This is a genomic window from Rahnella sikkimica (assembly GCF_002951615.1).
In the GTDB taxonomy this organism is placed as follows: domain Bacteria; phylum Pseudomonadota; class Gammaproteobacteria; order Enterobacterales; family Enterobacteriaceae; genus Rahnella; species Rahnella sikkimica.
The window spans coordinates 4025657-4051918 of the sequence record NZ_CP019062.1 but is presented as its reverse complement, the minus strand read 5'-3'; the positions used below and the strand labels follow the sequence as shown (position 1 = coordinate 4051918).

The following is a 26262-nucleotide window of genomic DNA, read 5'->3' as shown; positions in this document are numbered from 1 at the left end:
GCGTTTCCCACTGACAGGCAGTGGGAAATATCGCAGCCGGAACCGGAGAGATCTTTTAGGGTGAAGAGAAAAGCAGCATCCTCTGAGCATCATGAATAAGGAATTCGACGTGCAAAACCCTCAGCAACAAAGTCGCAGAAACTTTCTCTCAAACAGTGCAAAAGTCACTGCCACCGGTGCCCTGCTCGCCTCCGGCATGGCGTCGGCTTCCACCGTACGCACCGGTCAGAACATTGAAACCTGCGACGATCCCCGTCAGGCGACAATGATTTCTGCCACGCACTACCAGTTGCGGAATGTCCGGCTGGAAGAAGGTTTCGAGCGTGAAGGTGAGATGGTCATTGGCACGCAAACTGGCCTGTACAATCTCGACATTAATAACGGCAAAATTGTGGCGATTCAGCCCGCGAAAGACGCACCGGCCACTACGTTACCGGCCTTTGACGCTAAAGGGCTGTTGCTTCTGCCCGCCACGCGCGACATGCATATCCACCTCGACAAAACCTTTTACGGCGGCAAATGGGAAGCGCCACGCCCGCGTAAAGGTAAAACCATCATGGATATGATTGCCCGCGAGCAGGTGCTGATCCCGAAACTGCTGCCGACGTCGGTCGAACACGCCGAAGCGATCATCGGGTTGCTGCATTCCAAAGGCACCACCGTGGCGCGCAGCCACTGCAATATCGACCCGGTCAGCGGCCTGAAAAGTCTCGAGCACCTGAAAATCGCGCTGGAAAAACATCAGCAGGATTTCAGCTGTGAGATTGTGGCGTTTCCTCAACACGGTTTGCTGCATTCGAAAGTGGACGGCCTGATGCGCGAAGCGATGCAAATGGGCGTCCAGTACGTCGGCGGGCTGGATCCGACCAACGTTGACGGCGCAATGGAAAAGTCGCTGGACGCGATGTTCCAGATTGCGCTCGACACAAATAAAGGCGTGGATATTCATCTGCACGAAACGACGCCTGCCGGGATCGCCGCAGTGAAATACATGATTCAGACCGTGGAGAAAAACCCGCAACTGAAAGGCAAAGTGACACTCAGCCACGGTTTTGCGCTGGCGATGATGCAGGGCGCGGAGCTTGATGCAGTGATCGCCGGGCTGTCCGAACAGCAGTTCACCGTGGCGTCCACCATTCCGCTCGGCAAACTGAACATGCCGCTGCCGCAGCTGAGCCAGAAAGGCGTCTTCGTCATGACCGGCACCGACAGCGTGATCGACCACTGGTCGCCGTTCGGCACCGGCAGCATGCTGGAAAAAGCCAGCCTGTACGCCCAGCTCTACGGCAATTCCGACGAATTCGGCCTGACGCGCTCCCTCGCCATCGCCACCGGCAATGTCCTGCCGCTCGACAATGCCGGGAAACGTCAGTGGCCCGCACTCAACGACAACGCCGAAATGATCCTGGTCGATGCCAGTTGCTCAGCCGAAGCGGTCGCGCGGGTGTCCGACGTCAAAGCGACATTCCATCAGGGAAGACTGGTGTTTGGCGCGGTAGAGAAAGTGTAAGGGTCAGAAATTGTCTGGCGCAGAAAAGCAAAAAGCCCCGCGAGGGGCTTTTTGCTGAACTGATATAGACGCCCGAAGGCACAGAATCAGAACGGGATATCGTCGTCGAAATCCATTGGGGGTTCGTTGCTCTGTGCTGGCGCGTTGTTTTGCGCAGCCGGACGAGCCTGCTGGCCGCCGCTGAACTGGTTGCCGCCTTGTGGCTGCTGAGGCTGACCCCAACCGCCTTGCTGGCCGCCGCCTGCTGATGCCTGACCGCCACTTGCTGGTGCGCCGCCGCCGGTACGGCCGCCGAGCATCTGCATGGTGCCGCCCACGTTAACCACGATTTCGGTGGTGTATTTTTCTACGCCAGCCTGATCGGTCCATTTACGGGTTTGCAGTGCACCTTCGATATAAACCTGTGACCCCTTTTTCAGGTATTCACCGGCAACTTCGGCTAATTTGCCGAACAGCACAACGCGGTGCCATTCTGTTTTCTCTTTCTGCTCGCCGGTGGCTTTGTCACGCCAGCTTTCGGAGGTTGCCAGTGTCATGTTGGCAACGGCGCCGCCGTTTGGCATGTAGCGGATCTCTGGATCTTGTCCGAGATTACCGACGAGAATAACTTTGTTTACGCCTCTGCTGGCCATGTGGATTCTCCTGATGATGTATGTCGTGGCTGAAACCACAGTTTGAGATGTGAGAGACTCACTTCGTATCATTATAACCACAAAACGCCGCCGTCATAACCACAAAACACAGCCGGGCTCGAACGGATGTTCTTCGCCGGGACATTCATTCCATAATGCTCAGTAAATGATCGCCTGTTACATCGAGTACTGGATATACATTCAGGTTTTGGGGTGGCACGGGCTGTGATTTGTGTCATAATTGCGCGTTACGTTCTTCTCTGTGCCTGATTCGCTGGCCGGCGCGATGCCACCCTTTGCGACGGTCACCGGCACGGTGAGCTTTCAAGTTAATCCGGGAATGATGAATGGATAAGATCGAAGTTCGGGGCGCACGCACCCATAATCTCAAGAATATCAACCTGATTATCCCGCGCGACAAACTGATTGTTGTCACCGGCTTATCCGGTTCAGGCAAGTCCTCTCTGGCGTTCGATACGCTGTACGCCGAAGGCCAGCGCCGTTACGTCGAGTCGCTGTCTGCCTATGCACGCCAATTTTTATCCTTAATGGAAAAACCGGACGTCGACCATATTGAAGGTCTGTCTCCGGCGATTTCGATTGAGCAAAAATCGACATCGCATAACCCGCGTTCCACCGTCGGGACCATCACCGAAATCCACGACTACCTGCGTCTGCTGTTTGCCCGCGTGGGCGAACCGCGCTGTGCGGAACACAATATTCCGCTGTCCGCGCAGACCGTCAGCCAGATGGTGGATAACGTGCTTGCGCAGCCGGAAGGCCAGCGCCTGATGCTGCTCGCAACGATCGTGAAAGACCGTAAAGGCGAGCACACCAAAACGCTGGAAAATCTGGCGTCGCAGGGCTATATCCGCGCACGTATCGACGGCGAAGTTTGTGATCTGTCGGATCCGCCGAAGCTGGAATTGCAGAAAAAACACACCATCGAAGTGGTCGTTGACCGCTTTAAAGTGCGTGATGATCTGGCGCAGCGCCTCGCGGAATCCTTCGAAACCGCGCTGGAATTGTCAGGCGGTACGGCGGTGGTCGCCGATATGGATGACCCGAAAGCCGACGAAATGCTGTTCTCCGCTAACTTCGCCTGTCCGGTGTGTGGCTACAGCATGCGCGAGCTCGAACCGCGTATGTTCTCGTTCAACAACCCGGCCGGTGCCTGCCCGACCTGTGATGGTTTGGGCGTGCAACAGTTCTTTGATCCGGAACGCGTGGTGCAAAATCCGGAGCTTTCCCTGGCCGGTGGCGCTATCCGCGGCTGGGATCGCCGTAACTTCTATTACTTCCAGATGCTGCGCTCACTGGGCGAGCATTACGATTTCGATGTGGAAGCACCGTTTAACGAACTGAGCAGCGACGTGCGCCATGCCATCCTGCACGGTTCCGGCAAAACCACCATTGAATTCAAATACATCAACGATCGCGGTGACACGTCAATCCGTCGCCATCCGTTCGAAGGTGTGCTGCACAACATGGAACGCCGTTATAAAGAAACGGAATCCAGCGCGGTGCGCGAAGAGCTGTCGAAATACATCAGCAACCGCCCTTGTACGTCCTGCAAAGGCACGCGTCTGCGCGAAGAAGCGCGTAACGTGTTTGTCGAAGAAACCACGCTGCCGGAAATCTCTGATTTCAGCATCGGCCATGCGATGGATTTCTTCCGCAACATGAAACTCAGCGGTCAGCGTGCGCAAATTGCTGAGAAAGTGCTGAAAGAAATCGGCGATCGCCTGAAATTCCTGGTGAACGTCGGCCTGAATTATCTCTCGCTGTCCCGTTCTGCCGAAACGCTGTCCGGCGGCGAAGCTCAACGTATCCGTCTGGCAAGCCAGATTGGTGCCGGTCTGGTGGGCGTGATGTATGTGCTGGATGAGCCGTCCATCGGTCTGCATCAGCGCGACAACGAACGTTTGCTGGAAACCCTGATCCACCTGCGTGATCTCGGCAATACGGTCATCGTGGTCGAACACGACGAAGACGCGATCCGCGCCGCCGACCATATTATCGATATCGGCCCGGGCGCTGGCGTCCACGGCGGTGAAGTGGTTGCAGAAGGCACCGCAGAAGACATCATGGCGAACGACGCGTCGCTGACCGGCCAGTTCCTCAGCGGTAAACGTGAGATTTCTGTGCCGGCGCAGCGTGTGCCAGCGGACGCAACGAAAGTACTGAAACTCTCAGGCGCGAAAGGCAATAACCTTAAAGATGTCACGCTGACGCTGCCGGTGGGCTTGTTCACCTGTATCACCGGCGTGTCCGGCTCCGGGAAATCGACGCTCATCAACGACACGTTGTTCCCTCTGGCTCAGCGCGAACTGAACGGCGCGACCATTGCCGAAGCCGCGCCATACCGTGAAATCGAAGGTCTGGGGCATTTCGATAAAGTGATCGACATCGACCAGAGCCCGATCGGCCGTACGCCGCGCTCGAACCCGGCGACGTACACCGGTATTTTCACGCCGGTTCGCGAACTGTTTGCCGGTGTGCCGGAATCCCGTTCCCGCGGCTACACGCCGGGGCGTTTCAGTTTCAACGTCAAAGGCGGGCGCTGCGAAGCCTGTCAGGGCGACGGCGTGATCAAAGTCGAAATGCACTTCCTGCCGGATATTTATGTGCCGTGCGATCACTGTAAAGGCAAACGCTATAACCGCGAAACGCTGGAAGTGAAATACAAAGGCAAGAACATTCACGAAGTGCTGGAAATGACGATTGAAGAAGCCCGCGATTTCTTCGACGCCGTGCCTGCCCTTGCGCGAAAATTGCAGACATTAATCGACGTCGGTCTGACGTATATCAGCCTCGGCCAGTCAGCGACCACGCTGTCGGGCGGCGAAGCGCAGCGTGTGAAACTGGCGCGCGAGCTTTCCAAACGCGGCACCGGCCAGACGCTGTATATTCTCGACGAACCGACCACCGGCCTGCACTTTGCCGACATTCAGCAATTGCTGGAAGTTCTGCATCAGTTGCGCGATCAGGGCAACACCATTGTGGTGATTGAACACAATCTGGACGTGATTAAAACCGCGGACTGGATTGTCGATCTGGGGCCGGAAGGCGGTGCAGGCGGCGGTCAGATTCTGGTTGCCGGTACGCCGGAAACCGTCGCGGAATGCAAAGAATCGCACACCGCACGCTTCCTGAAACCGCTGCTCGAACGCCACAGCCAGCAGGCGAAGAAAACGGCTTAATGTTTTTGGCTTCCTCCCCTGTGAAGGGGAGGAGCTAAAACCAATCCGCATTCCCGCTACAGCTTATTTAAATATCTTCTGCACAAACTCCGCGTACGCCGGACGCCAGACGTCCATTTCATGACCGAGATTCGGGTATTCGTGGTAATCGAACTTAATCTTACGTTGCTCAAGTTCTGATTTCAGTCCCGCAATATCTTTGCCCGTCACCACGTCTTTTTCCCCGACAACGACCGTGAAGTTTTTCAGCTGCGCGTTGATTTTATCGGCTTCGGCGAAACGTTTTTCAACCTCTGCGTTGGGTACGGTCGTCGTGCTGACGCCGCTGAATGTTGCCAGCCAGCCGAACTGGTCAAGATGCGTCATGCCGCTGACCAGCGTCTGATAACCGCCCTGCGAAAGTCCGGCTAACGCCCGCCCTGCCGCGTCATCGCGCACGCGGAAGGTTTTTGAAATCAGCGGGATAATGTCTTCTGTCAGCTCTTTATCTGCCGCCGCCGCATTGCGCGGATAGAATTCTTTGCGACGATCTTTAGTGACGTAATCTTCCGGGACCACGCCTTTGGCGTCGGTTTCCGTATCAGGAATGACAACCAGCATGGGTACGATTTTTTTCTCTGCCAGCAGGTTATCCATGATTTGCGGAATGCGCCCCTGATCCAGCGCCGAGCGGCCGGTATCGCCAAAGCCATGATAGAAATACAGCACCGGCAGCGGTGACGAAGCATCGGTGTAACCCGGTGGCGTCCAGACCGCGACCTGACGTTCAGCATTGAGCGCCGCAGAGTGATAGGTCAGCGTGCGGACTTCGCCGTGCGCCACGTTTCTCACATCCAGAATACTGCCCGGCACCCGTATCAGGCTGGTGTTCACCTGACGCTGCGGTTTCGGCATTGCGCTGCCCGGATCGGCAATCCGCAGGCCATCCACGTTGAAGAAGTATTCGTAGAGATTGGGTTTCTGCTTATCCGACGTCCAGCTCCAGACGCCTTTATCGTCTTTAGTCATCTGATGCGGAATGTAAGTCACCGGGGTTGCGCCGGTCACCACGTCCACATGCTGCGCAGCGGGCGCATACAGCCGGTAGGTGATGGTGAGATCCGGGTTCACCGCCGTGATGTAGTTCTTCGCCGGAACAGACGCGTCGGCGTCCTGCGGCAGGCTTTGCGCGGCAACGGTGAGGGGCAGCGGCGCACTGAGCGCCAGTATCAAAAGCGTGGCGAGATTCAGCCGGTTACGGGTCATCATCCTTTCCTTCTGGGTTGGCGTGAGCAAACGGACAATCTGTCCTGAAGTAACTCACTGTTTTTGCACAACTCTCAGAGTAGATTATTTTTACAACAAAGAATCGTGACCCGCGTCACCCTTTAAAGGATGCAGTTGCGGCAGCACGCTCAGACGCTGAAAAGCGAAGTCCCAAAATGTCCGGACTTTGCGCGGCATTTGCTGCACCTGCTGCGCCACCAGCTGAACCGGCAATGGCAGCGGTTCGAAATCCGTCAGCAGCCTGATCATGCTTCCGGCCTGCAAATCTTCGCTCACCTGATACGACAGCAACCGCGCAATCCCGCGCCCGCTGCGCACTGCCAGCAGCTGGGATTCGACATCATTGAGCAGCAAACGCGGCGAAAGCCGGACGCGCAGATCGTCTTCGTGCGGTCCGAACCGCCATTCGCGGATTTGTGTGCGCAACGTGCCCATGATGGTCTGATGCGTCGCGAGATCTGACGGATGCTGCGGCAGGCCGTGCTGCGCCAGATACGCCGGGCTGGCGACCAGCACGCGGGTGACGTCGGCCACTTTACGCGCCACTTTGCCCGAATCTTCCTGATGCCCGATGCGCACCGCCAGATCCAGCCCTTCGTCGATTAAGTCCAGATTCCGGTCGCTGAGCATCATCTCAATCTGCATGTCCGGGTTCTGTTCGAGAAATTCCATCACCAGCGGCGCAACGTGTTTACGCCCGAACTGCACCGGTGCCGTCAGCCGCAACAGGCCGCTCAGTTGAGTTTCAGCGGTGTCTTCCACGGCGTCCTGATACTGGCTGAGCAACAGCCGTGCTTTTTCGGCCAGCCGTGCGCCCGCTTCTGTCGGTGCCAGGCTGCGGGTGGTGCGCTCAACCAGCCGCGCACCGAAGCGGTGTTCCAGCGAGGCAATCGCGCGCGTGATCGCCGGTGGCGAACGGTGAAGTTTACGGGCGGCTTCCGCCAGGCTGCCATACTGAAGTACGGCGACAAAAATCGCCATTTCGTCCAAACGGTCCATAGATTCTTCCACAAAGTGAAACACTCAATTTCAATCTTCGTAGATCACAATCATTTCACGCAAGAGTAATATTTATACGACACAGACAAAGGAGACATTCCATGCCCGCCATCCAGCTTTTCGGCACGCCGCTTTCCGGCCACTGCCACCGCGTCACGTTGTTACTTAAGATGCTCAATCTGCCTTTTGAGCTGAAAGAAGCCGGTGCCGCCGAACGCAAAACCGAAGAATTTTCTCACCTGAATCCGTTGCAACAGGTGCCTGTTTTAGTCGATGGCGAACACGTCATCACCGACAGCAACGCCATTCTGGTGTATCTGGTGAAACGCTACGCGCCGGACAGTCACTGGCTGCCGGAAGATCCGCTGAAAGCGGCGGAAGTGCAGAAATGGTTATCCCGCGCCGCCGGTGAAGTCCGTTCTGGCCCGGCTTCCACGCGGATGGTGAAACAATTTTCTGCACCGGAACCTTATGACTACGCGCTGGCGCTGACGGCGAAATTCCTGCCGCAGCTGGAAAAGCATGTTGAAACGCATGAGTTTCTGGCGACCGATCGCGCCACGATTGGCGATCTGGCCTGCTACAGCTATATCGCCGCGGTGCCGGAAGGCGGTGTTTCGCTGGAAGATTATCCGGCGATCCGCCGTTGGCTGAAACGGATTGAAAATCTGCCGGGTTTCACGCCGCTTCCTGCGCTGCCGTTGCCCGAAAGAGCGCTGTAAACCGCCATGAAAAGCGTATTCCATGCCGGGGAAATTCTGGCGCAAGATCTGGCGGGTTTCGATGTGTCCGCGCACGGGATACGCGAGGCTATGCCGGAACAGCACCGGTTATTTTTCGCGGCGCTGCCTTACTTGTTTATCGCCACGCTGGATGAGAATGGCTGGCCGGTGGCGACGATCCTGACCGGTCCCGCCGGATTTATCCGCGCGCCGGATGACAACCATTTGCGGGTGAACGCACCACGGCGTCCCGACGATCCGGCGCAGGCCGCGCTGGAACCGGGGAAAGAGGTCGGCGCGCTGGGGATCGATTTCTCCAACCGCAGACGAAACCGGGCAAACGGCAGGATCGGCCGCATGGACAAAAACCGGATCGAGATCCTCATCGATCAGAGTTTTGGCAACTGTCCGAAGTATATTCAGATCCGCAAACTGACGGACGTTCCGTTACACAAACCGCTGCCCGCGCGCGAGGACATGACGGAACCGGACGAAGACGCCCGCTCGCTGATTGCGCGTTCGGATACTTTTTTCATCGCCAGCCACGCGCATGGCGGAACCGATGTGTCGCACCGCGGCGGGCAGCCGGGGTTTGCGCATCTGGTGGGAAACCGGCTTTGGGTGCCGGACTATCGCGGAAATCAGTACATGAATACGCTGGGAAATCTGCTGGCCGAGCCCCGCGCCGCGCTGCTGTTTATCGATTTCTTGAGCGGCGATATTCTGCATTTACAGGGACACACCCACATTCACTGGCAGCCGGAGGAAATCCCCGGTCCGTCTGGCGCGGAACGTTACTGGAGTCTGGATATCACCCGCGTGTGGCGCTTTCGCGCAGCGCTGCCGTGGCGCGGAGAAGCACCGGATTATTCGCCCGCGACGTCGGGTACCGGCCAGTGGCCCGGCGTTCAGACGCCAAATTCGTGACGGGTGTTTTCCGGCAACGCGGAAACGACCATTTTGTAGGAACTGTCGATCAGGGAATAAAACTGTGAATCCGGCAAACTGCCATCAAGCACGACGGTATTCCAGTGCGCTTTGTTGAGGTTCTCGCCGGGAAGAATACAGGTATGTTCTGCGCGCAGCTTTCCGGCCATTTCGAGGCTGGTTTTTAGCGAAACGGCTTCAAATCCCTGACAATCGCAGAACATCGCGAACATCACGCCGCCCACTTTGATCTGATCCGCACCGGACTGATTCTCCGTACTTTGCTCTGCTCCGGGTTTTCCCAGGCAGTAGTCGAGCAATTCCGAACTGGTCATTTTGGCCTTTCTCCGTCTCTGAGGTGAACGATCCCATCACCGAAATCGTCTATTTAGTGTGCAGCAACATGGCGAAAAAGAAAGGGATGGGATCGCAAATACGAAAAAGGGCTGACATCGCTGTCAGCCCTTTTCGTGTAAAACGGGGCGTTATTGCACCGCTGCGAAGGCTTCGGCGACCTGTTTCACGTTATGGTGATTCAGACCTGCCATACACACGCGGCCGCTGAGGATCAGGTAAACGCCGAATTCTTCACGCAGACGGACAACCTGGTCTTCGCTGAACCCGGTGTAGCTGAACATGCCGCGCTGTTGCAGCAGGTAATCAAAATTACGACCCGGCAACGCGGTTTTCAGGCTGTCGACCAGCGTGTGGCGCATTTCGAGAATACGCGTGCGCATTTTCTCTACTTCGGCTTTCCACTGCGCGTTCAGCGCGCTGTCGCTCAGGACTTTCGCCACCACTTTCGCACCGAAATTCGGCGGGCTGGAGTAGTTGCGGCGCACGGTGGCTTTCAGCTGGCCCAGTACGCGACCCGCGGCGTCGCTGTCTTCACATACCACGGACAACCCGCCGACGCGCTCACCGTACAGGGAGAAGATCTTCGAGAAGGAGTTGCTGACGAAACAGTTCACACCGGCAGACGCCATCGCGCGGATCGCGTAAGCATCTTCATCAATGCCTGCGCCAAAGCCCTGATAAGCGATGTCGAGGAACGGGATCAGCTCGCGCTGTTTGGTAATTTCGATCACCTGATCCCACTGGGCTGGCGTCAGGTCAGAACCCGTCGGGTTGTGACAGCACGGATGCAGCAGCACGATGCTTTTCGCTGGCAGGGTTTTCAGGCGGTCAGTCATCGCCTCAAAGTTTACGCCCAGCGTTTCAGGGTCAAAATACGGATAGGTGTGCACCTTGAAGCCCGCGCCACCAAAAATTGCCACGTGGTTTTCCCAGGTCGGGTCGCTCACGTAAACTTCAGAATTCGGGAAATAGAACTTCAGGAAGTCAGCGCCCACTTTCAGCGCGCCGGAACCGCCGACGGTCTGAATGGTGGCGATACGCTGTTGTTTCAGCGCCGGATGTTCCGCGCCAAACAACAGTTCCTGAATGCCCGCGCGGTATGCTGGCAGGCCTTCCATCGGCAGATACACTGATGCGGCCTGTGGCCCGGCGTTCAGTTGCTGCTCTGCGTTTTCCACCGCAGCCAGTTGCGGGATAATACCCTGCTCGTCGTAATAGAGACCGATGCTCAGGTTCACTTTGTCTTGTCTTGGATCGGTCTTAAAGCTTTCCATCAGCGACAAAATCGGGTCACCGGCATAGGCATCAACATGTTGGAACACGGTATACATCTCCTTGGTTTGGTTGAGTGGCGCGGCAATCCACGCCAGTCATACCGGCGCATCGCTGCTCTTTCACAGACTATCAAAGTTCGTTAAAAAAGATGACAACATTGTTGTCAATTTTCGTACAGCCGCACAGCTTTTGCGTCAGACGCTGTAACGCCCCGGACGATGGTTCATGGCAATAATCAGATTGACGATCACCGCGCCCAGAATGGAGGCGATCAGCATTTCAACACTGACCACAAACAGCGACGCCAGCACGATGCAGCAGTCAACGCCCATCTGGAGTTTACCGGCGCGGATGCCGTATTTATCCTGAAGGAACAGCGCCAGAATATTCACGCCGCCGAGGCTGGCTTTATGGCGAAACAGAACGATAAAACCAATCCCCATGATGACGTTGGCAAACAGCGTGGCGTAGAAAGGCTGGAGATGGTCGAAGTGAACGAACAGCGGATGCAAATCTGAGAACACCGAGACCAGCGCCACCGCCGTGAAGGTTTTCAGCGTGAACTGCCAGCCCATGCGGCGTATGGATAAATAATAGAACGGTAAATTGATAATAAAGAAGGCCGTACCGAATGAGACGTGCGAAATATAATGCGCCAGAAACGCCATCCCCGCCGTGCCGCCGGTCAGTGCGCCGACCTGACGCAGCATCACCACGCCAAATGACACCATCAGCGTGCCAATGATAATCGCCAGCGCATCTTCAACCAGCGTATGCCCACGGTGTGGTTGTTCAGCGGTGGGCTTAATATTGTCTAAACTTGCCATAATTCCCGATTCCCCAGAAAAAGATACTCAAAAGACTTTTCGAGATAATTAAGGAGTCGGAGAATTAAGGCAATATTTACGCACGTAATTTGCATTAAAAAACGAAAATAAGATTTTGTGGCGCGTTAATTAATCTTTACATGCACAGACTACGCATTTTAATTCACTTTCATGCACCAGAAACGGGAATGCGCACCAAAATAAGTCACCATAATAGTGCGTAATAAACAGCGGGTTTTGTTCATTACGCTGGCGTTATATTTATCAGACTAAGGTTAAAAGACCGTTTTCTTTTAAGCGGTTAAGCACAACCGATGTTTTCACATGCGCCACGCTTTTGTGTACAGAGAGGATTTGGCTGATCAATGTGCTCAAACCGGCTAAATCCTTTACTGCGACTTTCAGTAAGTAGTCCGCATCGCCGGTGGTTTTGTAGGCGTCAATAATGGCATCGACTTCACCAAGCATACTGTGGAAAGCGTCAACCTGCGCAGGTAAATGGTTGATAAGTCTGACTTCAATCAAACCAATCATGCCCAGGCCGAGCGCTTCCGGTGCCAGACGCGCATGATAGCCAAGGATTAACTGCGCCTGTTCCAGACCAATCCGGCGGCGTGAGCATTGTGATGCCGACAATCCGACCAGATCGCTTAATTCCTGATTGGTCAGTCTTCCGTTGGTTTGTAATAAGGTCAGAATTTTCAGGTCGTAATCATCAACGCTGTACATAGCACCTTTCCTGTCGTTTTAATTTTTGTTTATAGTGATTTAACTTTGCAAAGACTATACCGGTTAAATACTTATCGGCTGTTTTTTCTTATACTTGCGCATGATTTAAACTCAAGGAAAGAATAATGAAAAAAATCCTCTACCCTCTGGCATTCCTCGCCGTAATACCCGCGCTGGTGCATGCCGATGCCACGTCTTCCCGTCTTGAACGTGTATTACAAAAAGGCTCACTGAACGTCTGTACCACCGGTGATTACAAACCGTACACCTTTTTGAAGGAAGACGGCCAATATGAAGGGATTGATATCGCGATGGCGGAATCACTGGCGGCCAGTCTGGGCGTGAAGCCGACCTGGGTACCGGTCACCTGGAAATCCCTGCCGGATGAAATGAACGCCGGGCATTGTGATATCGCGATGGGCGGTATTTCCGTCACACTGAAACGCCAGCAAAAAGCGTGGTTCGCCAATGTGCTGGATCAGGACGGGAAAATACCGCTGGTGCGTTGCGAAGATGTGCGGAAATACCAGACCGTTGAGCAGCTGAATACGGCCTCCGTGCGCCTGATTGAACCGGCGGGCGGTACCAATGAAGCGTTCGTTCACAGCCATCTGCCAAAAGGCACGCTGACGCTGAGCGATAACGTGACGATTTTCCAGAAGCTGGTGGATAAGAAAGCCGACGTGATGATTACCGATGCGTCCGAAGCGCTGTATCAGCAGAAACGCTATCCGAAACTGTGTGCGGTGAACCCGAAGAAGCCGCTGCAATATGGCGAGAAAGCCTACATGCTGCCGCGTGATGATATTAGCTGGAAGATGTATGTCGACCAGTGGCTTCACCTGAGTAAAGCCACCGGCGAGTATCAGCAAATTGTCAGCCAGTGGCTGGCAGTGAAGAAGTAAACGTCAGTCGCCAATATACTGGCGGCAGACCCTTTCGCTGAGCTGCGTAACCAGTTCATACGCACTGATGCCGGTTGCCTGTGCAACGCGTTCAACCGGCAGACTTTGTCCCCAGAAGATGACTTCATCACCGACTTTATCCGTCGCGTCCGGCCCTAAATCCACCGTGATCATGTCCATCGAAACGCGTCCGACCAGCGGTACGATACGGGCATTGACCTGCACCGGCGTTCCGCCCGGCGCGCTGCGCGGATAACCGTCGCCATACCCCATCGCCACCACGCCCAGACGGGTGTCGCGGTCGCTGGTCCAGGTGCTGCCGTAACCGACCGGTTCACCGGCGAAATGCTCACGTACCGCAATCAGGCTTGAGGTCAGCGTCATCGCCGGTTGCAGGCCAAAATCACTGGCGTCCCCGGTTTCCAGCGGCGATACGCCGTAAAGGATAATCCCCGGACGCACCAGACTCATGTGCGACTGCGGCCAGAGCAGGATCCCGCCGGAAGCAGCAATCGATTTGTGTCCCGGCTTCCCGGCGGCAAACGCAGTAAAACAGGCCATTTGCTTCGGCGTGGCATCGCTTTCAGGCTCATCGGCACGGCAGAAATGACTCATCATGTTGACCGGCTGAACGACATTTTTGCAGGCGCTCAGGCGCTGATAAAACGCCTCAGCCTGCGCCGGATGCACGCCTAAACGGTGCATACCGGTGTCGATTTTCAGCCAGACATTCAGCGGGCGCGCCAGCTGCGCGTTTTCCAGCGCGTCGAGCTGTTCGATGCTGTGAACGGCGGTATCCAGCTGATGTTCTACCAGCAGCGGCAATTCATCCGGGGAGAAGAAACCTTCGAGCAGGAGAATGGGTTTAACGATGCCGGATTTGCGCAGCGATAACGCCTCGCTGAGCCGGGACACGCCGTAATAATCGGCATCCTGCAAGCTGTGCACAGTTTCCAATAAACCGTGCCCGTAAGCGTTTGCTTTCACGACCGCAACGAGACGGCTTTGTGGTGCCAGATGACGCACCCGTTGCAGATTGTGTCGCAGAGCGCGGCGATCAATGACAGCCGTAGCCGCTTTCATTTTGAGTCCTTTAATGAAATGGAGAGTTTCCGAAAGCGGGGTTGAGAACCAAACCCCACCTGACCTCCCCTTCTGAAAGGGGAGGGATAAAGTCAAAAACCTGAGACGTTAGTCTTCGTCGTATTGCGGGCCGCCATAGTTATCAAACCGCGACCACTGCCCGTTAAACGTCAGGCGGACGGTGCCGATCGGGCCGTTACGTTGCTTACCGAGGATGATTTGCGCGATGCCTTTTTCTTCACTGTTATCGTGATAAACCTCGTCACGATAGATGAACATGATTAAGTCGGCGTCCTGCTCGATGGAGCCGGATTCACGCAAGTCGGAGTTGACCGGACGTTTGTCGGCGCGTTGCTCCAGGCTTCGGTTAAGCTGCGACAGCGCCACCACCGGTACCTGCAATTCTTTCGCCAGCGCTTTAAGCGAGCGGGAGATTTCGGCGATTTCCAGCGTACGGTTATCGGACAGCGCCGGAACACGCATCAGCTGTAAGTAGTCGATCATGATCAGGCTCAGACCGCCGTGCTCGCGGAAAATACGGCGTGCGCGGGAACGGACTTCGGTTGGCGTCAGGCCGGAGGAATCATCGATATACATGTTACGTTTTTCGAGCAAAATCCCCATGGTGCTGGAAATGCGCGCCCAGTCTTCATCGTCGAGCTGGCCGGTACGGATTTTGGTCTGGTCGACGCGGGAAAGCGACGCCAGCATACGCATCATGATCTGGTCGCCGGGCATCTCCAGGCTGAAGATTAAGACCGGTTTATCCTGCATCATCGCGGCGTTTTCGGCGAGGTTCATCGCAAACGTGGTTTTACCCATCGACGGACGCGCTGCCACGATAATCAGGTCAGATTTTTGCAGACCGGCGGTTTTCTTATCGAGATCCGCATAACCGGTCGACACGCCCGTCACGCCGTCGTGCGGGCGCTGGAACAGTTCTTCGATACGGGACACCGTGCTTTCCAGAATGCGGTCGATGCTTTTCGGGCCTTCGTCTTTACTGGCGCGGCTTTCGGCAATCTGGAATACGCGGGATTCGGCTAAATCGAGCAGGTCTTCACTGCTGCGCCCTTGCGGATCATAACCGGCATCGGCAATTTCGTTGGCGACAGAAATCATTTCGCGCACGACAGCACGTTCGCGCACGATATCGGCATAAGCACCGATGTTTGCCGCACTTGGGGTATTTTTAGAGAGTTCTGCCAGATAGGCGAAACCGCCGACCGAGTCTAAATCGCCTTTCTGTTCGAGCGATTCGGACAGCGTAATCAGGTCGATCGGTTTGCTCATTTCCAGCAAACGCTGCATTTCGGTGAAAATCAGGCGATGCGGACGGCTGAAGAAGTCATTGCTGACCACGCGCTCCGCGACGTTATCCCAGCGTTCGTTGTCCAGCATCAGCCCGCCCAGAACGGATTGCTCAGCCTCCAGCGAATGCGGCGGAAGCTTCAGGCCTTCCATCTGACGATCGCGGGTTTCGTTCTGTTGATTGGTCGGTTTTTTTGCTGCCATCTGTGGATTATTTCCTGCTGTAAACGCCTGTTTTATGAGCGTCAGGCTTCCGAAAAACGAAAGCCCAACGTGCGCGTTAGTATAGGTTGTCATGTCTCATTTCAAAAGGGTATTAACCGGCTGTGCCTAAAATCTGGATTGTCGCAGACATTTAGCCTAGGGTTGAAAACAGACTCCATCACAAGGGAAAAACATGGCAAAGCGCATCCAGTTTTCTGAAACAGGTACACCTGACGTTCTGCAATACGTTGATTATCAGCCACAAGAACCACAGGCCGGTGAAGTTCAGGTTGAGAACAAAGCCATTGGTATTAACTACATCGATACCTATGTGCGCAGCGGTTTGTATCCGCCAGCCAGTTTCCCGGCCGGTTTAGGCACCGAAGCCGCGGGCGTTGTCATCAAAATTGGCAGCGACGTGACCGGCATCAAACCGGGTGACCGTGTGGTGTATGCGCAATCCGCGCTCGGCGCTTACAGTGAAATTCACAATGTGCCGCAGGAAAAAATCGCCCTGCTGCCCGATGCCATCAGCTTTGAACAGGCGGCGGCGTCGTTCCTGAAAGGGCTGACGGTCTACTATTTGCTGCGCCAGACGCATGAAGTGCAGGCGGGCGAAACCATTTTGTTCCACGCTGCCGCAGGCGGTGTCGGGCTGATTGCCAGCCAGTGGGCAAAAGCGCTGGGCGTGAAGTTGATCGGGACTGTCGGTTCCGATGAAAAAGCCGCACGTGCCAAAGAAGCCGGTGCCTGGGCGACGATTAACTATCAGAAAGAAGATATCGCCACCCGCGTGGCCGAACTGACGAACGGCGAGAAAGTCGGCGTGGTTTACGATTCGGTCGGCAAAGATACGTTTGAAAAATCGCTGAACAGCCTGAAACGCCGGGGTTTGCTGGTCAGCTTTGGTAATGCGTCAGGGCCGGTAAAAGGCGTGGATCTGGCGATCCTCAATCAGAAAGGTTCGTTGTTCGTCACACGCCCTTCGCTCAATGGCTACGTGACCAATCGTGAAGAACTGGCGAAAGCCAGCGGCGAACTGTTTTCACTGATTGCCAGCGGCGCGATTAAAGTGGACGTCAGCGACGCGCAGAAATTCCCGCTTTCCGAAGCAAAACGCGCCCACGAAACGCTGGAAAGCCGCATCACGCAAGGCTCAAGCCTGCTCATTCCAGGCAAGTAACAGACGCAAAAAAGGCTTTCACGATTGTGAAAGCCTTTTTTACTGCCTGATTCAGACGACCTCTGCGTTCAGACGGGTACTGCTGTAGGGTACTGCCGGGTAAATCCGGAGGGCGGTGTCACTTATGCGACTATTGTGTGCCTCACCGGACTTGATGAATTCAGTCTGCGGCCTGCTGACCACGTATGAAATCTATCCTAACAGTCACCCATGTTAAAAAATATGATTTATGCAGTTCAACCGCACATTCTGATCCAGCTTGTGATCGCTAGCACATAAGTAAAAGTTATAGATGTAACGTTTACATTTTTTTGTGCTCATAAGGCTGTCATCAACCTTTTCTATTTCATGAAGTTATGAGGTCGACTTATCTGCCGCTCTCTTTATGGCAAGCGGCGGCGACGATATTTAGGCTCGTCAGGACTGATAAATGTCCGGTAAATCCAGACGGCGGCAACGGCCAAAACCAGCCACGGCAACATTTTAATAACAATCACAAAGAAGCCGCCCAACATCATCAGACCAAATGCCACAATGAGCGCCGCCACCATACCCAGCAGGGAAATGCCGGTCAGCATCAGCATAAAGAAAAAACCAAGCACGAAGAGAATTTCCAGCATCGGGTGCTCCTTAATAAGCCAGTGTGCAGTAAGACGTAATGTCAAAACACGATGAAGCTATTACAAGAAGCGTGCCAGAGTGGCGGGATGAATAATTAACTGATTTAAAAGGGGAAAGTATTTCGCAGGCGCAAACGGCCTGCGAAAATATAGTCAATCTGACTAACTGATAGTGAATTTACTCACGTCGATTTTGCAGACGCTTACGCCTGAACCGGCGCTTCCTGCGGCTGGCTGACCATCGAGAGCGCCTGCTCAACCACGTCAATGCCCGCGCCCGCTTTATGGGCGTTTTCGCTGAGATGACGGCGGAACTGACGCGCGCCCGGCACGCCCTGGAACAACCCCAGAATATGGCGGGTAATGTGACCCAGATAAGTGCCTTTGCTCAGCTCGGTTTCGATGTACGGATACAGCGCGCGGATGATCTCTGGCCCGGTTTTCACCGGCGCCTGAGAGCCGAACAGTGCCTGATCGACGTTCAGCAACATGCCCGGATTCTGATAGGCTTCGCGCCCCACCATCACGCCATCCATGTGTTGCAGATGCGTTTTGGCTTCTTCCAGCGTTTTAATGCCGCCGTTAATCCCCATCGTCAGATGAGAGAAATCACGCTTAAGCTGATAAACACGCGGGTAATCCAGCGGCGGAATTTCACGGTTTTCTTTCGGGCTCAGACCGGAAAGCCAGGCTTTGCGGGCATGAATGATAAACGTATCGCAGCCGCCGTTTTCAGAGACCTGACGGATGAAATCGCAGAGGAATTCATAGCTGTCCTGATCGTCAATCCCGATACGGGTTTTGACGGTCACCGGAATCGACACCACATCTCGCATCGCTTTAATGCAATCCGCCACCAGCGACGCCTGACCCATCAGACAGGCACCGAACATACCGTTCTGCACGCGATCCGACGGGCAACCGACGTTCAGGTTAATCTCGTCATAGCCGCGTTCTTCCGCCAGCTTCGCGCAGTGCGCCAGATCGGCCGGATTACTGCCACCGAGTTGCAAAGCAACCGGATGTTCAGCATCGCCAAAGCCCAGATAATCGCCTTTGCCATGAATGATCGCGCCGGTAGTGACCATTTCGGTGTACAGCAACGTCTGGCCGGTCATCAGGCGGTGGAAATGGCGACAGTGACGGTCGGTCCAGTCGAGCATCGGCGCAACGGAAAAACGCTGAGCGGAAAATGGCTGGGTTGGGGACATGGCGTTTTGGGGCATTGCGTGTTGAGTTTCTGACATGGGCCTGACATTCGCTGAGGGGTTCGTGGCGCTCCCTCCGGCACGGCGGCCAGGGGAAGTTAATCGCTGATTATACCACAGAACAAAGATTCGGCATCTTGCCCGGTTTAGCGGCTGTGCACCCGTGTAACCTCACACTGAGCGGCGCATAATTCGTCGATCTGACTGAAGCATGATAAAATCAATAATGGCTGCACGACGTAGCCTATTCACCCCAATCTGCGCTCAGAGAATGTTGCTATGACCCTGAATAATCCGGAAAAATTACTTTCACAAGCTGAAGAACTTTGCCAGCAGCGCAATGTTCGTCTTACGCCACAGCGGCTGGAAGTTTTGCGACTGATGGCGCAACAACCCGGTGCGATCAGCGCCTATGATTTGCTGGATTTACTGCGCGTCAGCGAACCGCAGGCCAAGCCGCCAACGGTTTACCGTGCGCTGGATTTCCTGCTGGAACAAGGGTTTATTCATCGGGTTGAATCGGCTAACAGCTATGTACTTTGCCATCATTTCGAAGAGCCGAGCCACACATCCGCATTGTTTATCTGCGACCGCTGCGGGCTGGTGACGGAGAAAACCACTGACGGCATCGAAGAACGTCTGGCGAAACTGGCGGTAGAATCGGGGTTTGAGCTGCGTCATTCAGTTGTTGAAGCGCATGGCTTATGTGCGGAATGCAAAGTCGTGGAAACCTGCGACAGCCACGACCATTGCGAACATGACCACAGCATTGTGGTGAAAAAACGCTGATAAATCAGATTTATATTGGCTGGAGTTTCGTAAGAAATTGAAGCGGATGGGTTTACAGCAGTAGAACTGAAAGGTGGGTACATCCTTGTACCCGTATCCTGAATGCGTTCCGGGTAGGAGCAATAATTCTCAGGATACGTCACTGATACGCGAGGGGGAGTCGCGTGTTACCAGTGATGTTTGTTTTTCGATTCCCATTCCTTGAGCTCTTTCTCGGCCTGATCCTTCTGATAGCCATAACGCTCCTGAATCTTACCCACCAGCTGATCACGTTTACCTTCAACCACTGTCAGGTCGTCGTCAGTCAGTTTGCCCCACTGTTCTTTCACTTTGCCTTTCAACTGCTTCCAGTTACCGTCGGCTTGGTCCTTATTCATAAAATATCTCCTGTTACCTTGGGTTTGTGGCGCTGCATATTTGTTTGCAGCCCGTCCTTAACACTTCAAAGCTTAGTAGAGAATACCAATTAGTCTTCCTAAAGCAGCGATAAAGACCACTATTAGGATTAATCTAAAGCAGGAAATAACGTGGAATTGAAATCTATCTGACTGATAAACGCAGGTAATTCAGGGCGCAGAGGAAGTAAATCCGACATTTGCTCTGAACAGGCAAATCAGCGGACAGCGCATAAGAGTAAGGTTTTTGCCGGGAGAGGTTTCTCAGCAGGGCTGAAAACAACATCGCCCCGAACGGGGCGATGTTGTTTCTTACAGGTGCGTCAGAGGCGGCTAACGCACCTGTAACGTAAGGATTGAACGCAGATTAGATCCAGTCGCCGTTACGGATAACGCCCACTGCAAGACCTTCAATGCTGAAATTCTGTTCGCGCAAATCAACCACAATCGGTTGGAATTCGCTGTTTTCAGGCAGCAACTGAACGATGCTACCCTGTTTCTTCAAGCGTTTAACCGTGACTTCATCATCAATACGCGCAACGACAACCTGACCATTTCGGACATCCTGCGTTTTGTGTACTGCCAGCAGATCGCCATCCAGAATACCGATATCACGCATCGACATACCGCTAACGCGCAGCAGGAAATCCGCACTCGGTTTAAACATGGCCGGATCGACCTGGTAATGGCCTTCGATGTGCTGCTGAGCCAGCAGCGGTTCACCGGCAGCAACGCGGCCAATCAGCGGTAAACCTTCTTCTTCTTCCATCAGCAGACGAATACCGCGCGACGCACCGGAAACGATCTCGATAACGCCTTTACGCGCCAGCGCTTTCAGGTGTTCTTCCGCCGCGTTCGGGGAACGGAACCCCAGACGAGATGCAATCTCTGCGCGGGTCGGTGGCATACCGGTGGTGGAGATATGATCGCGAATAAGGTCGTAGACCTCTTGTTGTCTGGTCGTTAAAGCTTTCATTCCGCCCCCTGGTTGTTTATACAGTCTAGCTGTGAGTATATACAGCTAAACGGCCAATGAAAACCTAAGATTGAATAAAAACAGGGCATAACGGCAATTCCTGGAATGCAGATTCCAAATCAGAACCATCGCGGCCAAAAGGTGCTGACCCAGACAAAAATCGCCAATATGATGGTCAGAAGTACGGCGGCGGAGCCAATATCTTTTGCACGTCCTGACAGGACGTGAAACTCCGGCCCGATACGGTCAATCGCCGATTCTATGGCGCTGTTAAGCAGTTCGGTCACACATACCAGCACAACGGAGCCGATCAGCAGGATGCGTTCTATACTGCTCACATCCAGCCAGAAAGATAATAAAATGAGCGGGATAGCAACGCTGGCTTCCTGCCGGAAAGCAGCTTCATTTTGCCATGCGGCCTTCAGACCTTTCCAGGAATAGCCTGCGGCTTTATAGATGCGGGTAAATCCGGTGACTTGGTTCGCCATTCTGTTACTGCTCCTTGAGATATTGTCCTGTGGGTTTTGCGCATTTTAGCGGTTTAATGGTATTTCATCACCACAGATCTCCTCTGATCTTTCTGGTATCCTTGCGGCGAAATGGCTAACAAGAGGCTTCACGTTTTTATGTCAGGTTGGCGTAGACTTTATTACACATTATTGAATTTACCGCTCTCATTGCTGGTAAAGAGCAAGGTCATACCTTCAGATCCGGTTACCGAGTTGCACTTAGACCCGACCCGGCCAATTCTGTACGTATTGCCTTATAACTCCAAAGCGGATTTGCTGACGCTGCGCGCGCAATGTCTGGCCGAGAATCTGCCTGATCCCCTTATCCCGCTGGAAATCGACGGAACGCTGCTGCCAAGCCACGTCTTTATTGCCGAAGGCCCGCGTGTTTTCTCTTATTACACGCCCAAGCAGGAATCGGTAAAACTGTTCCACGATTACCTGGATTTGCACCGCAATAACCCGGATTTAGACATTCAGATGCTGCCCGTATCGGTAATGTTTGGCCGTGCGCCGGGTCGCGAAGGCCACGATACGCCGCATTTGCGCGTGCTGAACGGCATTCAGAAATTCTTCGCCGTGCTGTGGCTGGGGCGCGACAGTTTTGTCCGTTTTTCCAATACCGTTTCACTGCGCTATATGGCGACCGAGCACGGAACCGACAAAACCATTGCCCAGAAACTGGCGCGTGTTGCACGTATGCACTTCTCCCGTCAGCGTCTGGCGGCAGTCGGTCCGCGTCTGCCGGCGCGTCAGGATTTGTTCAATAAGCTGCTGGCGTCCAAGGCCATCGAAAAAGCCATTGAGGACGAAGCGCGCAGCAAGAAAATCTCACATGAAAAAGCCCAGCAAAACGCCATCGCGCTGATGGAAGAGATTGCGGCTAACTTCTCGTATGAAGCCGTGCGTCTTTCTGACCGCGTGCTGAGCTGGACGTGGAACCGTCTGTATAAAGGTATCAACGTCAATAACGCGGAACGTGTGCGTCAGCTTGCGCTGGAAGGACAGGAAATTGTGTATGTGCCCTGCCACCGCAGTCACATGGATTACCTGCTGCTTTCCTACGTGCTTTATCATCAGGGGCTGGTTCCTCCGCACATTGCGGCCGGTATCAACCTGAATTTCTGGCCTGCTGGCCCGATTTTCCGCCGCCTGGGTGCGTTCTTCATCCGCCGGACGTTCAAAGGCAACAAACTGTATTCGACGGTATTCCGTGAATATCTCGGCGAGTTGTTCAGCCGTGGTTATTCGGTCGAATACTTTGTCGAGGGTGGCCGTTCGCGTACCGGACGCTTGCTCGAACCGAAAACCGGTACGCTCTCAATGACCATTCAGGCCATGCTGCGCGGTGGTTCGCGTCCGATCACGCTGGTACCGATTTACATCGGTTACGAGCACGTGATGGAAGTGGGCACTTACGCGAAAGAATTGCGCGGTGCCACCAAAGAAAAAGAAAGCCTGACCCAAATGCTTAATGGTTTACGCAAGCTGCGTAACCTCGGCCAGGGTTATGTGAACTTTGGTGAGCCATTGCATCTGACCACGTATCTGAATCAGCATGTCCCGGCCTGGCGCGAAGCTATCGATCCTATCGAAGCGCAACGCCCGAGCTGGCTGACGCCAACGGTTCAGGATCTGGCAGAACAGATTATGGTGCGCATCAACAACTCAGCGGCAGCAAACGCCATGAACCTGTGTTGTACCGCGCTGCTGGCATCGCGTCAGCGTTCACTGACCCGCGAACAGTTAACTGAGCAAATCGACTGCTATCTGCAACTGCTGCGTAACGTGCCGTATAACACCGATTCAACCGTGCCGGACCTGACCGCTGACCAGTTGCTTGACCACGCCCTGAACATGAACAAGTTCCAGGTCGAGAAAGACAACATTGGCGACATTATTGTTCTGCCGCGCGAACAAGCGGTGCTGATGACGTATTACCGCAACAACATCCACCACATGCTGGTGTTGCCGTCACTGATTTCAAGCATCGTGATGCACCACCGTCACGTGAGTCGTGCTGAGTTGCTGCGCCAGGTTGAACTGATTTATCCGATGCTGAAAGCTGAACTGTTCATGCATTACGATAAAGCGGAGCTCCCGCAGGTGCTGGATATTCTGACGCTGGAACTGGCGCGTCAGCAGATTATTCATCTGGAAGACGACGAGCTGACGCTGAACCCGGCGCGTATCCGCACGCTGCAACTGCTGGCGGCGGGTGTCCGTGAAACGCTGCAACGCTACGCGATTACGTTTTCCCTGCTCACCAATAATCCAAGCATCAATCGCGGTGCGCTGGAAAAAGAGAGCCGGATTATGGCGCAGCGTCTGTCCGTACTGCACGGCATTAATGCCCCTGAATTCTTCGACAAAGCAGTGTTCTCCACGCTGGTCGGCACGCTGCGCGCTGAAGGGTATATCAGCGACAGTGGCGATGCGATTCAGGAACAGACGCGCGAGATTTACAACATGCTCAGCGATCTGATGACGTCGGATATCAAACTCACCATCGAAAGCGCCGGTATGCCTTCTGAGCTGCCTCAGGCAACCGAACCTCCGGCCGAGCCGAAGATGGATGTGCGCGATACTGACCACTGATTGACGTTAAGGTCATTGCGGTAACGCCATAAAGCAAAACGCCCGGGCTTATAAAAAGACCGGGCGTTTTTTATTGCCTGAATGGCTCAGAAGCTAAAAGCAGACAAACTCATCAGGATGCCGAGAAACAGCACCAGCCCGACGTAGTTGTTCTGGCGAAAGGCCAGGAAGCAGGCATCGCGCTCACGTTTGGCAATCAGCTTTTGCTGGTGAACAAACAACGCTCCGGCCAGCACTAATGACCACCAGAATGGTGCGCCAAGCTGAGAAAGATGGCCGATAATGCCCATCAGAACCAGCGTCGCCAGCTGCAAAAGGCCGATAATCAGCGTGTCAAAACGGCCAAATAAAATCGCCGTGGATTTCACGCCGATTTTTAAATCATCATCACGGTCGACCATCGCATATTGCGTGTCGTAAGCCACCGTCCAGCAAATGTTCGCGATGAACATCAGCCAGCAGCTTAATGGTAATGTCCCGCTGACGGCGGCGTAACCCATCGGAATTGCCCAGCCAAACGCCGCGCCCAATACAAACTGCGGCAGGTTGCTGACCCGCTTAATAAACGGGTAAACCCAGGCCAACGCCAGCCCCGCGAGGGACAGCAGAATGGTCATCCGGTTCAGCGTCAGAACCAGCAGGAAGGACACCAGCACCAGCCCGACGAACAACATTTTCGCCTGTTTACCGGTGATAGCGCCACTTGGCAACGGACGGTTGGCGGTGCGTTTTACGTGGCCGTCGAATTTACGGTCCGCGTAGTCATTGACCACACAACCCGCCGCACGCATGAAGAACACACCCAGCACGAAGACCAGTAAAATTTTGGCAGAAGGCGCGCCCTCACCGGCCAGCCACAGCGCCCAAAGCGTTGGCCACAGCAGCAGTAAAGAACCGATAGGCTTATCAATGCGCATCAGACGGCAGTAATCCCGCCAGGTGCCCTGAGTCATACTTCCTGACACTCTCTGTTCTCCTTGTTGGTTGGTTTGACTCATACCTCGCCCACTTTGCCCTCTGGGCTGTGAACGGGCGAGTCCGGCAGAAAAATTTCTGTCAGAAGCAGGGGCTTATCGGACAGGCAAAGTCGCGAGCGACGCGCCCATAAACTGCCCTGCTCAGTATCTATTTGCCCCAGGTGAATATAATCCCGGGTCAGGTTGTTGCCACTAAAAAGGTAACGCCCCAGCGGCACTGTACCTAAATCAACCAGCGCCAGATCCGGCCCGGTCAGCGTTTCTTCCGGGATCACCGTGCGCCCGAGCAGCCAGGGTTCGGCATCGCCAAACAGGATCACTTCGCGAACCCAATAGCGGGCGCTTTCCGGCAACTGCTGCGCTTCACTTTCACCCAGTTCAGCGCGGCTCACAAAGCACTCGTTTTTCGGTTTCACGGTGACGGTAACACCCTGCTTTTCAAACCGGCGGGTCATGGATCCCATTTCCATCAGCCAGTCAGCAACATCGGCAGGCACGTCACTCAGATCTTGAAACCAATGAATCGGGGGTTGTACAGGAGAATGGGGATCAGACATCAACGGCTCCAGGGTGGAGGCATGCATACCCCCAATTAATTATCTGCCTCGCATTCTAGCGCATGAATGCAAGGCAGTAATCGCCTCATTTATTCGCGACGCAGACGTTCGCCGTTAGCGAGGTAAAGCGTCACGACCAGCACGAGGATGGCGCAGGCGTAAACCAGTGTGTCGTAAGGACTTTTATGGTCGACGATAATCAGGCGGATAATCGCCGTGATGCCAATATAAATAAAGTAACGCAGCGGGAAATGATATCCCGATGAAAAGTACTTAATGATCAGCGCAATAAATTCGAAATAGAGGAAGTAAATGACGATCCCCTCTATCAGCAGATACGATGAAGATTGATCGTTATTGACGAACAAAACCATCGCCAGATGGTAGGTTTCGCGCCCGATAAAAATCATCAGAATAACGGCCAGCCCCAATAAGAAAACATTCAAAATTCGCTGCATGATGACGGAAACCATCGTCGCACGTTTTGATACTGCCATGTG

25 protein-coding genes are annotated in these 26262 nt (G+C 54.4%); 8 read left to right on the top strand and 17 right to left on the bottom strand.

Annotation, left to right across the window (positions count from 1 at the left end):
- Nucleotides 1–91 precede the first annotated feature (91 nt).
- Nucleotides 92–1510, top strand: coding sequence for an amidohydrolase family protein (locus tag BV494_RS18700; RefSeq protein WP_104924189.1), 1419 nt, complete (start codon nt 92–94; stop codon nt 1508–1510).
- 86 nt (nt 1511–1596) lie between these two features.
- Here the strand turns inward: BV494_RS18700 and ssb1 are convergent, their stop codons facing one another.
- Nucleotides 1597–2142: a single-stranded DNA-binding protein SSB1 gene (gene ssb1, locus BV494_RS18695; RefSeq protein WP_104924188.1), complete on the bottom strand. Its 546-nt coding sequence runs from the start codon at nt 2140–2142 to the stop codon at nt 1597–1599.
- A 347-nt stretch (nt 2143–2489) separates the two neighbouring features.
- Here ssb1 and uvrA point away from each other — a divergent pair, with 347 nt between their 5' ends.
- A complete protein-coding gene (uvrA, locus tag BV494_RS18690) occupies nt 2490–5345 on the top strand; it encodes an excinuclease ABC subunit UvrA (RefSeq protein ID WP_104924187.1) in 2856 nt (951 codons plus the stop codon).
- A gap of 63 nt (nt 5346–5408) precedes the next feature.
- On the opposite strand, the gene BV494_RS18685 is transcribed toward uvrA, so the two are convergent.
- Nucleotides 5409–6590 carry an alpha/beta hydrolase-fold protein gene (locus tag BV494_RS18685; RefSeq protein WP_104924186.1) on the bottom strand — a complete coding sequence of 394 codons (1182 nt, stop codon included), beginning with the start codon at nt 6588–6590 and terminating at the stop codon, nt 5409–5411.
- Between the two features lie 90 nt (nt 6591–6680).
- Complete coding sequence (locus BV494_RS18680) at nt 6681–7610, bottom strand: LysR family transcriptional regulator (RefSeq protein ID WP_104924185.1); 930 nt, start codon at nt 7608–7610, stop codon at nt 6681–6683.
- Nucleotides 7611–7711: 101 nt separating this feature from the next.
- Here BV494_RS18680 and BV494_RS18675 point away from each other — a divergent pair, with 101 nt between their 5' ends.
- Both BV494_RS18675 and BV494_RS18670 read left to right on the top strand, forming a co-directional pair.
- Nucleotides 7712–8332, top strand: a complete 621-nt coding sequence (locus BV494_RS18675; RefSeq protein ID WP_104924184.1) for a glutathione S-transferase family protein — start codon at nt 7712–7714, stop codon at nt 8330–8332.
- A 6-nt stretch (nt 8333–8338) separates the two neighbouring features.
- A complete protein-coding gene (locus BV494_RS18670; RefSeq protein ID WP_104924183.1) occupies nt 8339–9259 on the top strand; it encodes a pyridoxamine 5'-phosphate oxidase family protein in 921 nt (306 codons plus the stop codon).
- Here the strand turns inward: BV494_RS18670 and BV494_RS18665 are convergent.
- The 4 genes from BV494_RS18665 to BV494_RS18650 all read right to left on the bottom strand — a co-directional run bounded on the left by BV494_RS18665 (nt 9241) and on the right by BV494_RS18650 (nt 12447).
- A complete protein-coding gene (locus tag BV494_RS18665) occupies nt 9241–9594 on the bottom strand; it encodes an MmcQ/YjbR family DNA-binding protein (protein ID WP_104924182.1) in 354 nt (117 codons plus the stop codon). The genes BV494_RS18670 and BV494_RS18665 overlap by 19 nt on opposite strands.
- A gap of 150 nt (nt 9595–9744) precedes the next feature.
- Entirely contained in the window at nt 9745–10938 is a 1194-nt protein-coding gene (locus BV494_RS18660; protein ID WP_104924843.1) for an amino acid aminotransferase, read from the bottom strand.
- Nucleotides 10939–11085: 147 nt separating this feature from the next.
- Nucleotides 11086–11718 (bottom strand): YitT family protein, encoded by a 633-nt coding sequence (locus tag BV494_RS18655; protein ID WP_104924181.1) that lies wholly within the window; start codon nt 11716–11718, stop codon nt 11086–11088.
- A gap of 264 nt (nt 11719–11982) precedes the next feature.
- Nucleotides 11983–12447, bottom strand: coding sequence for an Lrp/AsnC family transcriptional regulator (locus tag BV494_RS18650; RefSeq protein ID WP_104924180.1), 465 nt, complete (start codon nt 12445–12447; stop codon nt 11983–11985).
- A 125-nt stretch (nt 12448–12572) separates the two neighbouring features.
- Here BV494_RS18650 and BV494_RS18645 point away from each other — a divergent pair, with 125 nt between their 5' ends.
- Nucleotides 12573–13352, top strand: coding sequence for a transporter substrate-binding domain-containing protein (locus tag BV494_RS18645; protein WP_104924179.1), 780 nt, complete (start codon nt 12573–12575; stop codon nt 13350–13352).
- Between the two features lie 3 nt (nt 13353–13355).
- Here the strand turns inward: BV494_RS18645 and alr are convergent, their stop codons facing one another.
- Nucleotides 13356–14435 (bottom strand): alanine racemase, encoded by a 1080-nt coding sequence (gene alr / locus BV494_RS18640; RefSeq protein ID WP_104924178.1) that lies wholly within the window; start codon nt 14433–14435, stop codon nt 13356–13358.
- A gap of 108 nt (nt 14436–14543) precedes the next feature.
- Complete coding sequence (gene dnaB / locus BV494_RS18635) at nt 14544–15950, bottom strand: replicative DNA helicase (protein ID WP_101074864.1); 1407 nt, start codon at nt 15948–15950, stop codon at nt 14544–14546.
- Nucleotides 15951–16143: 193 nt separating this feature from the next.
- Between dnaB and BV494_RS18630 the strand changes: the two genes are divergently transcribed.
- Nucleotides 16144–17133 (top strand): quinone oxidoreductase, encoded by a 990-nt coding sequence (locus BV494_RS18630; RefSeq protein WP_104924177.1) that lies wholly within the window; start codon nt 16144–16146, stop codon nt 17131–17133.
- Nucleotides 17134–17516: 383 nt separating this feature from the next.
- Here the strand turns inward: BV494_RS18630 and pspG are convergent, their stop codons facing one another.
- Both pspG and dusA read right to left on the bottom strand, forming a co-directional pair.
- On the bottom strand, nt 17517–17753 hold the full coding sequence (pspG, locus tag BV494_RS18625) for an envelope stress response protein PspG (protein ID WP_104924176.1): 237 nt from the start codon (nt 17751–17753) through the stop codon (nt 17517–17519).
- Nucleotides 17754–17956: 203 nt separating this feature from the next.
- The gene (gene dusA, locus BV494_RS18620; RefSeq protein ID WP_439958367.1) at nt 17957–19000 is read right to left on the bottom strand and encodes a tRNA dihydrouridine(20/20a) synthase DusA; all 1044 of its coding nucleotides are present in this window, start codon (nt 18998–19000) and stop codon (nt 17957–17959) included.
- 240 nt (nt 19001–19240) lie between these two features.
- On the opposite strand from dusA, the gene zur reads away from it, so the two are divergent.
- A complete protein-coding gene (zur, locus tag BV494_RS18615; protein WP_104924174.1) occupies nt 19241–19750 on the top strand; it encodes a zinc uptake transcriptional repressor Zur in 510 nt (169 codons plus the stop codon).
- Nucleotides 19751–19917: 167 nt separating this feature from the next.
- On the opposite strand, the gene BV494_RS18610 is transcribed toward zur, so the two are convergent.
- The 3 genes from BV494_RS18610 to BV494_RS18600 all read right to left on the bottom strand — a co-directional run bounded on the left by BV494_RS18610 (nt 19918) and on the right by BV494_RS18600 (nt 21609).
- Nucleotides 19918–20127: a CsbD family protein gene (locus BV494_RS18610; RefSeq protein ID WP_104924173.1), complete on the bottom strand. Its 210-nt coding sequence runs from the start codon at nt 20125–20127 to the stop codon at nt 19918–19920.
- A 385-nt stretch (nt 20128–20512) separates the two neighbouring features.
- Nucleotides 20513–21121, bottom strand: coding sequence for a transcriptional repressor LexA (gene lexA / locus BV494_RS18605; RefSeq protein WP_104924172.1), 609 nt, complete (start codon nt 21119–21121; stop codon nt 20513–20515).
- Nucleotides 21122–21240: 119 nt separating this feature from the next.
- Nucleotides 21241–21609 carry a diacylglycerol kinase gene (locus BV494_RS18600; protein WP_104924171.1) on the bottom strand — a complete coding sequence of 123 codons (369 nt, stop codon included), beginning with the start codon at nt 21607–21609 and terminating at the stop codon, nt 21241–21243.
- A 138-nt stretch (nt 21610–21747) separates the two neighbouring features.
- Between BV494_RS18600 and plsB the strand changes: the two genes are divergently transcribed.
- On the top strand, nt 21748–24228 hold the full coding sequence (gene plsB / locus BV494_RS18595) for a glycerol-3-phosphate 1-O-acyltransferase PlsB (protein ID WP_104924170.1): 2481 nt from the start codon (nt 21748–21750) through the stop codon (nt 24226–24228).
- Nucleotides 24229–24314: 86 nt separating this feature from the next.
- On the opposite strand, the gene ubiA is transcribed toward plsB, so the two are convergent.
- The 3 genes from ubiA to psiE form a co-directional block, all read right to left on the bottom strand.
- Complete coding sequence (ubiA, locus tag BV494_RS18590) at nt 24315–25193, bottom strand: 4-hydroxybenzoate octaprenyltransferase (RefSeq protein ID WP_226789986.1); 879 nt, start codon at nt 25191–25193, stop codon at nt 24315–24317.
- Between the two features lie 29 nt (nt 25194–25222).
- A complete protein-coding gene (ubiC, locus tag BV494_RS18585) occupies nt 25223–25762 on the bottom strand; it encodes a chorismate lyase (RefSeq protein WP_104924168.1) in 540 nt (179 codons plus the stop codon).
- A gap of 89 nt (nt 25763–25851) precedes the next feature.
- Nucleotides 25852–26259 (bottom strand): phosphate-starvation-inducible protein PsiE, encoded by a 408-nt coding sequence (gene psiE, locus BV494_RS18580; protein ID WP_104924167.1) that lies wholly within the window; start codon nt 26257–26259, stop codon nt 25852–25854.
- Nucleotides 26260–26262 lie beyond the last annotated feature (3 nt).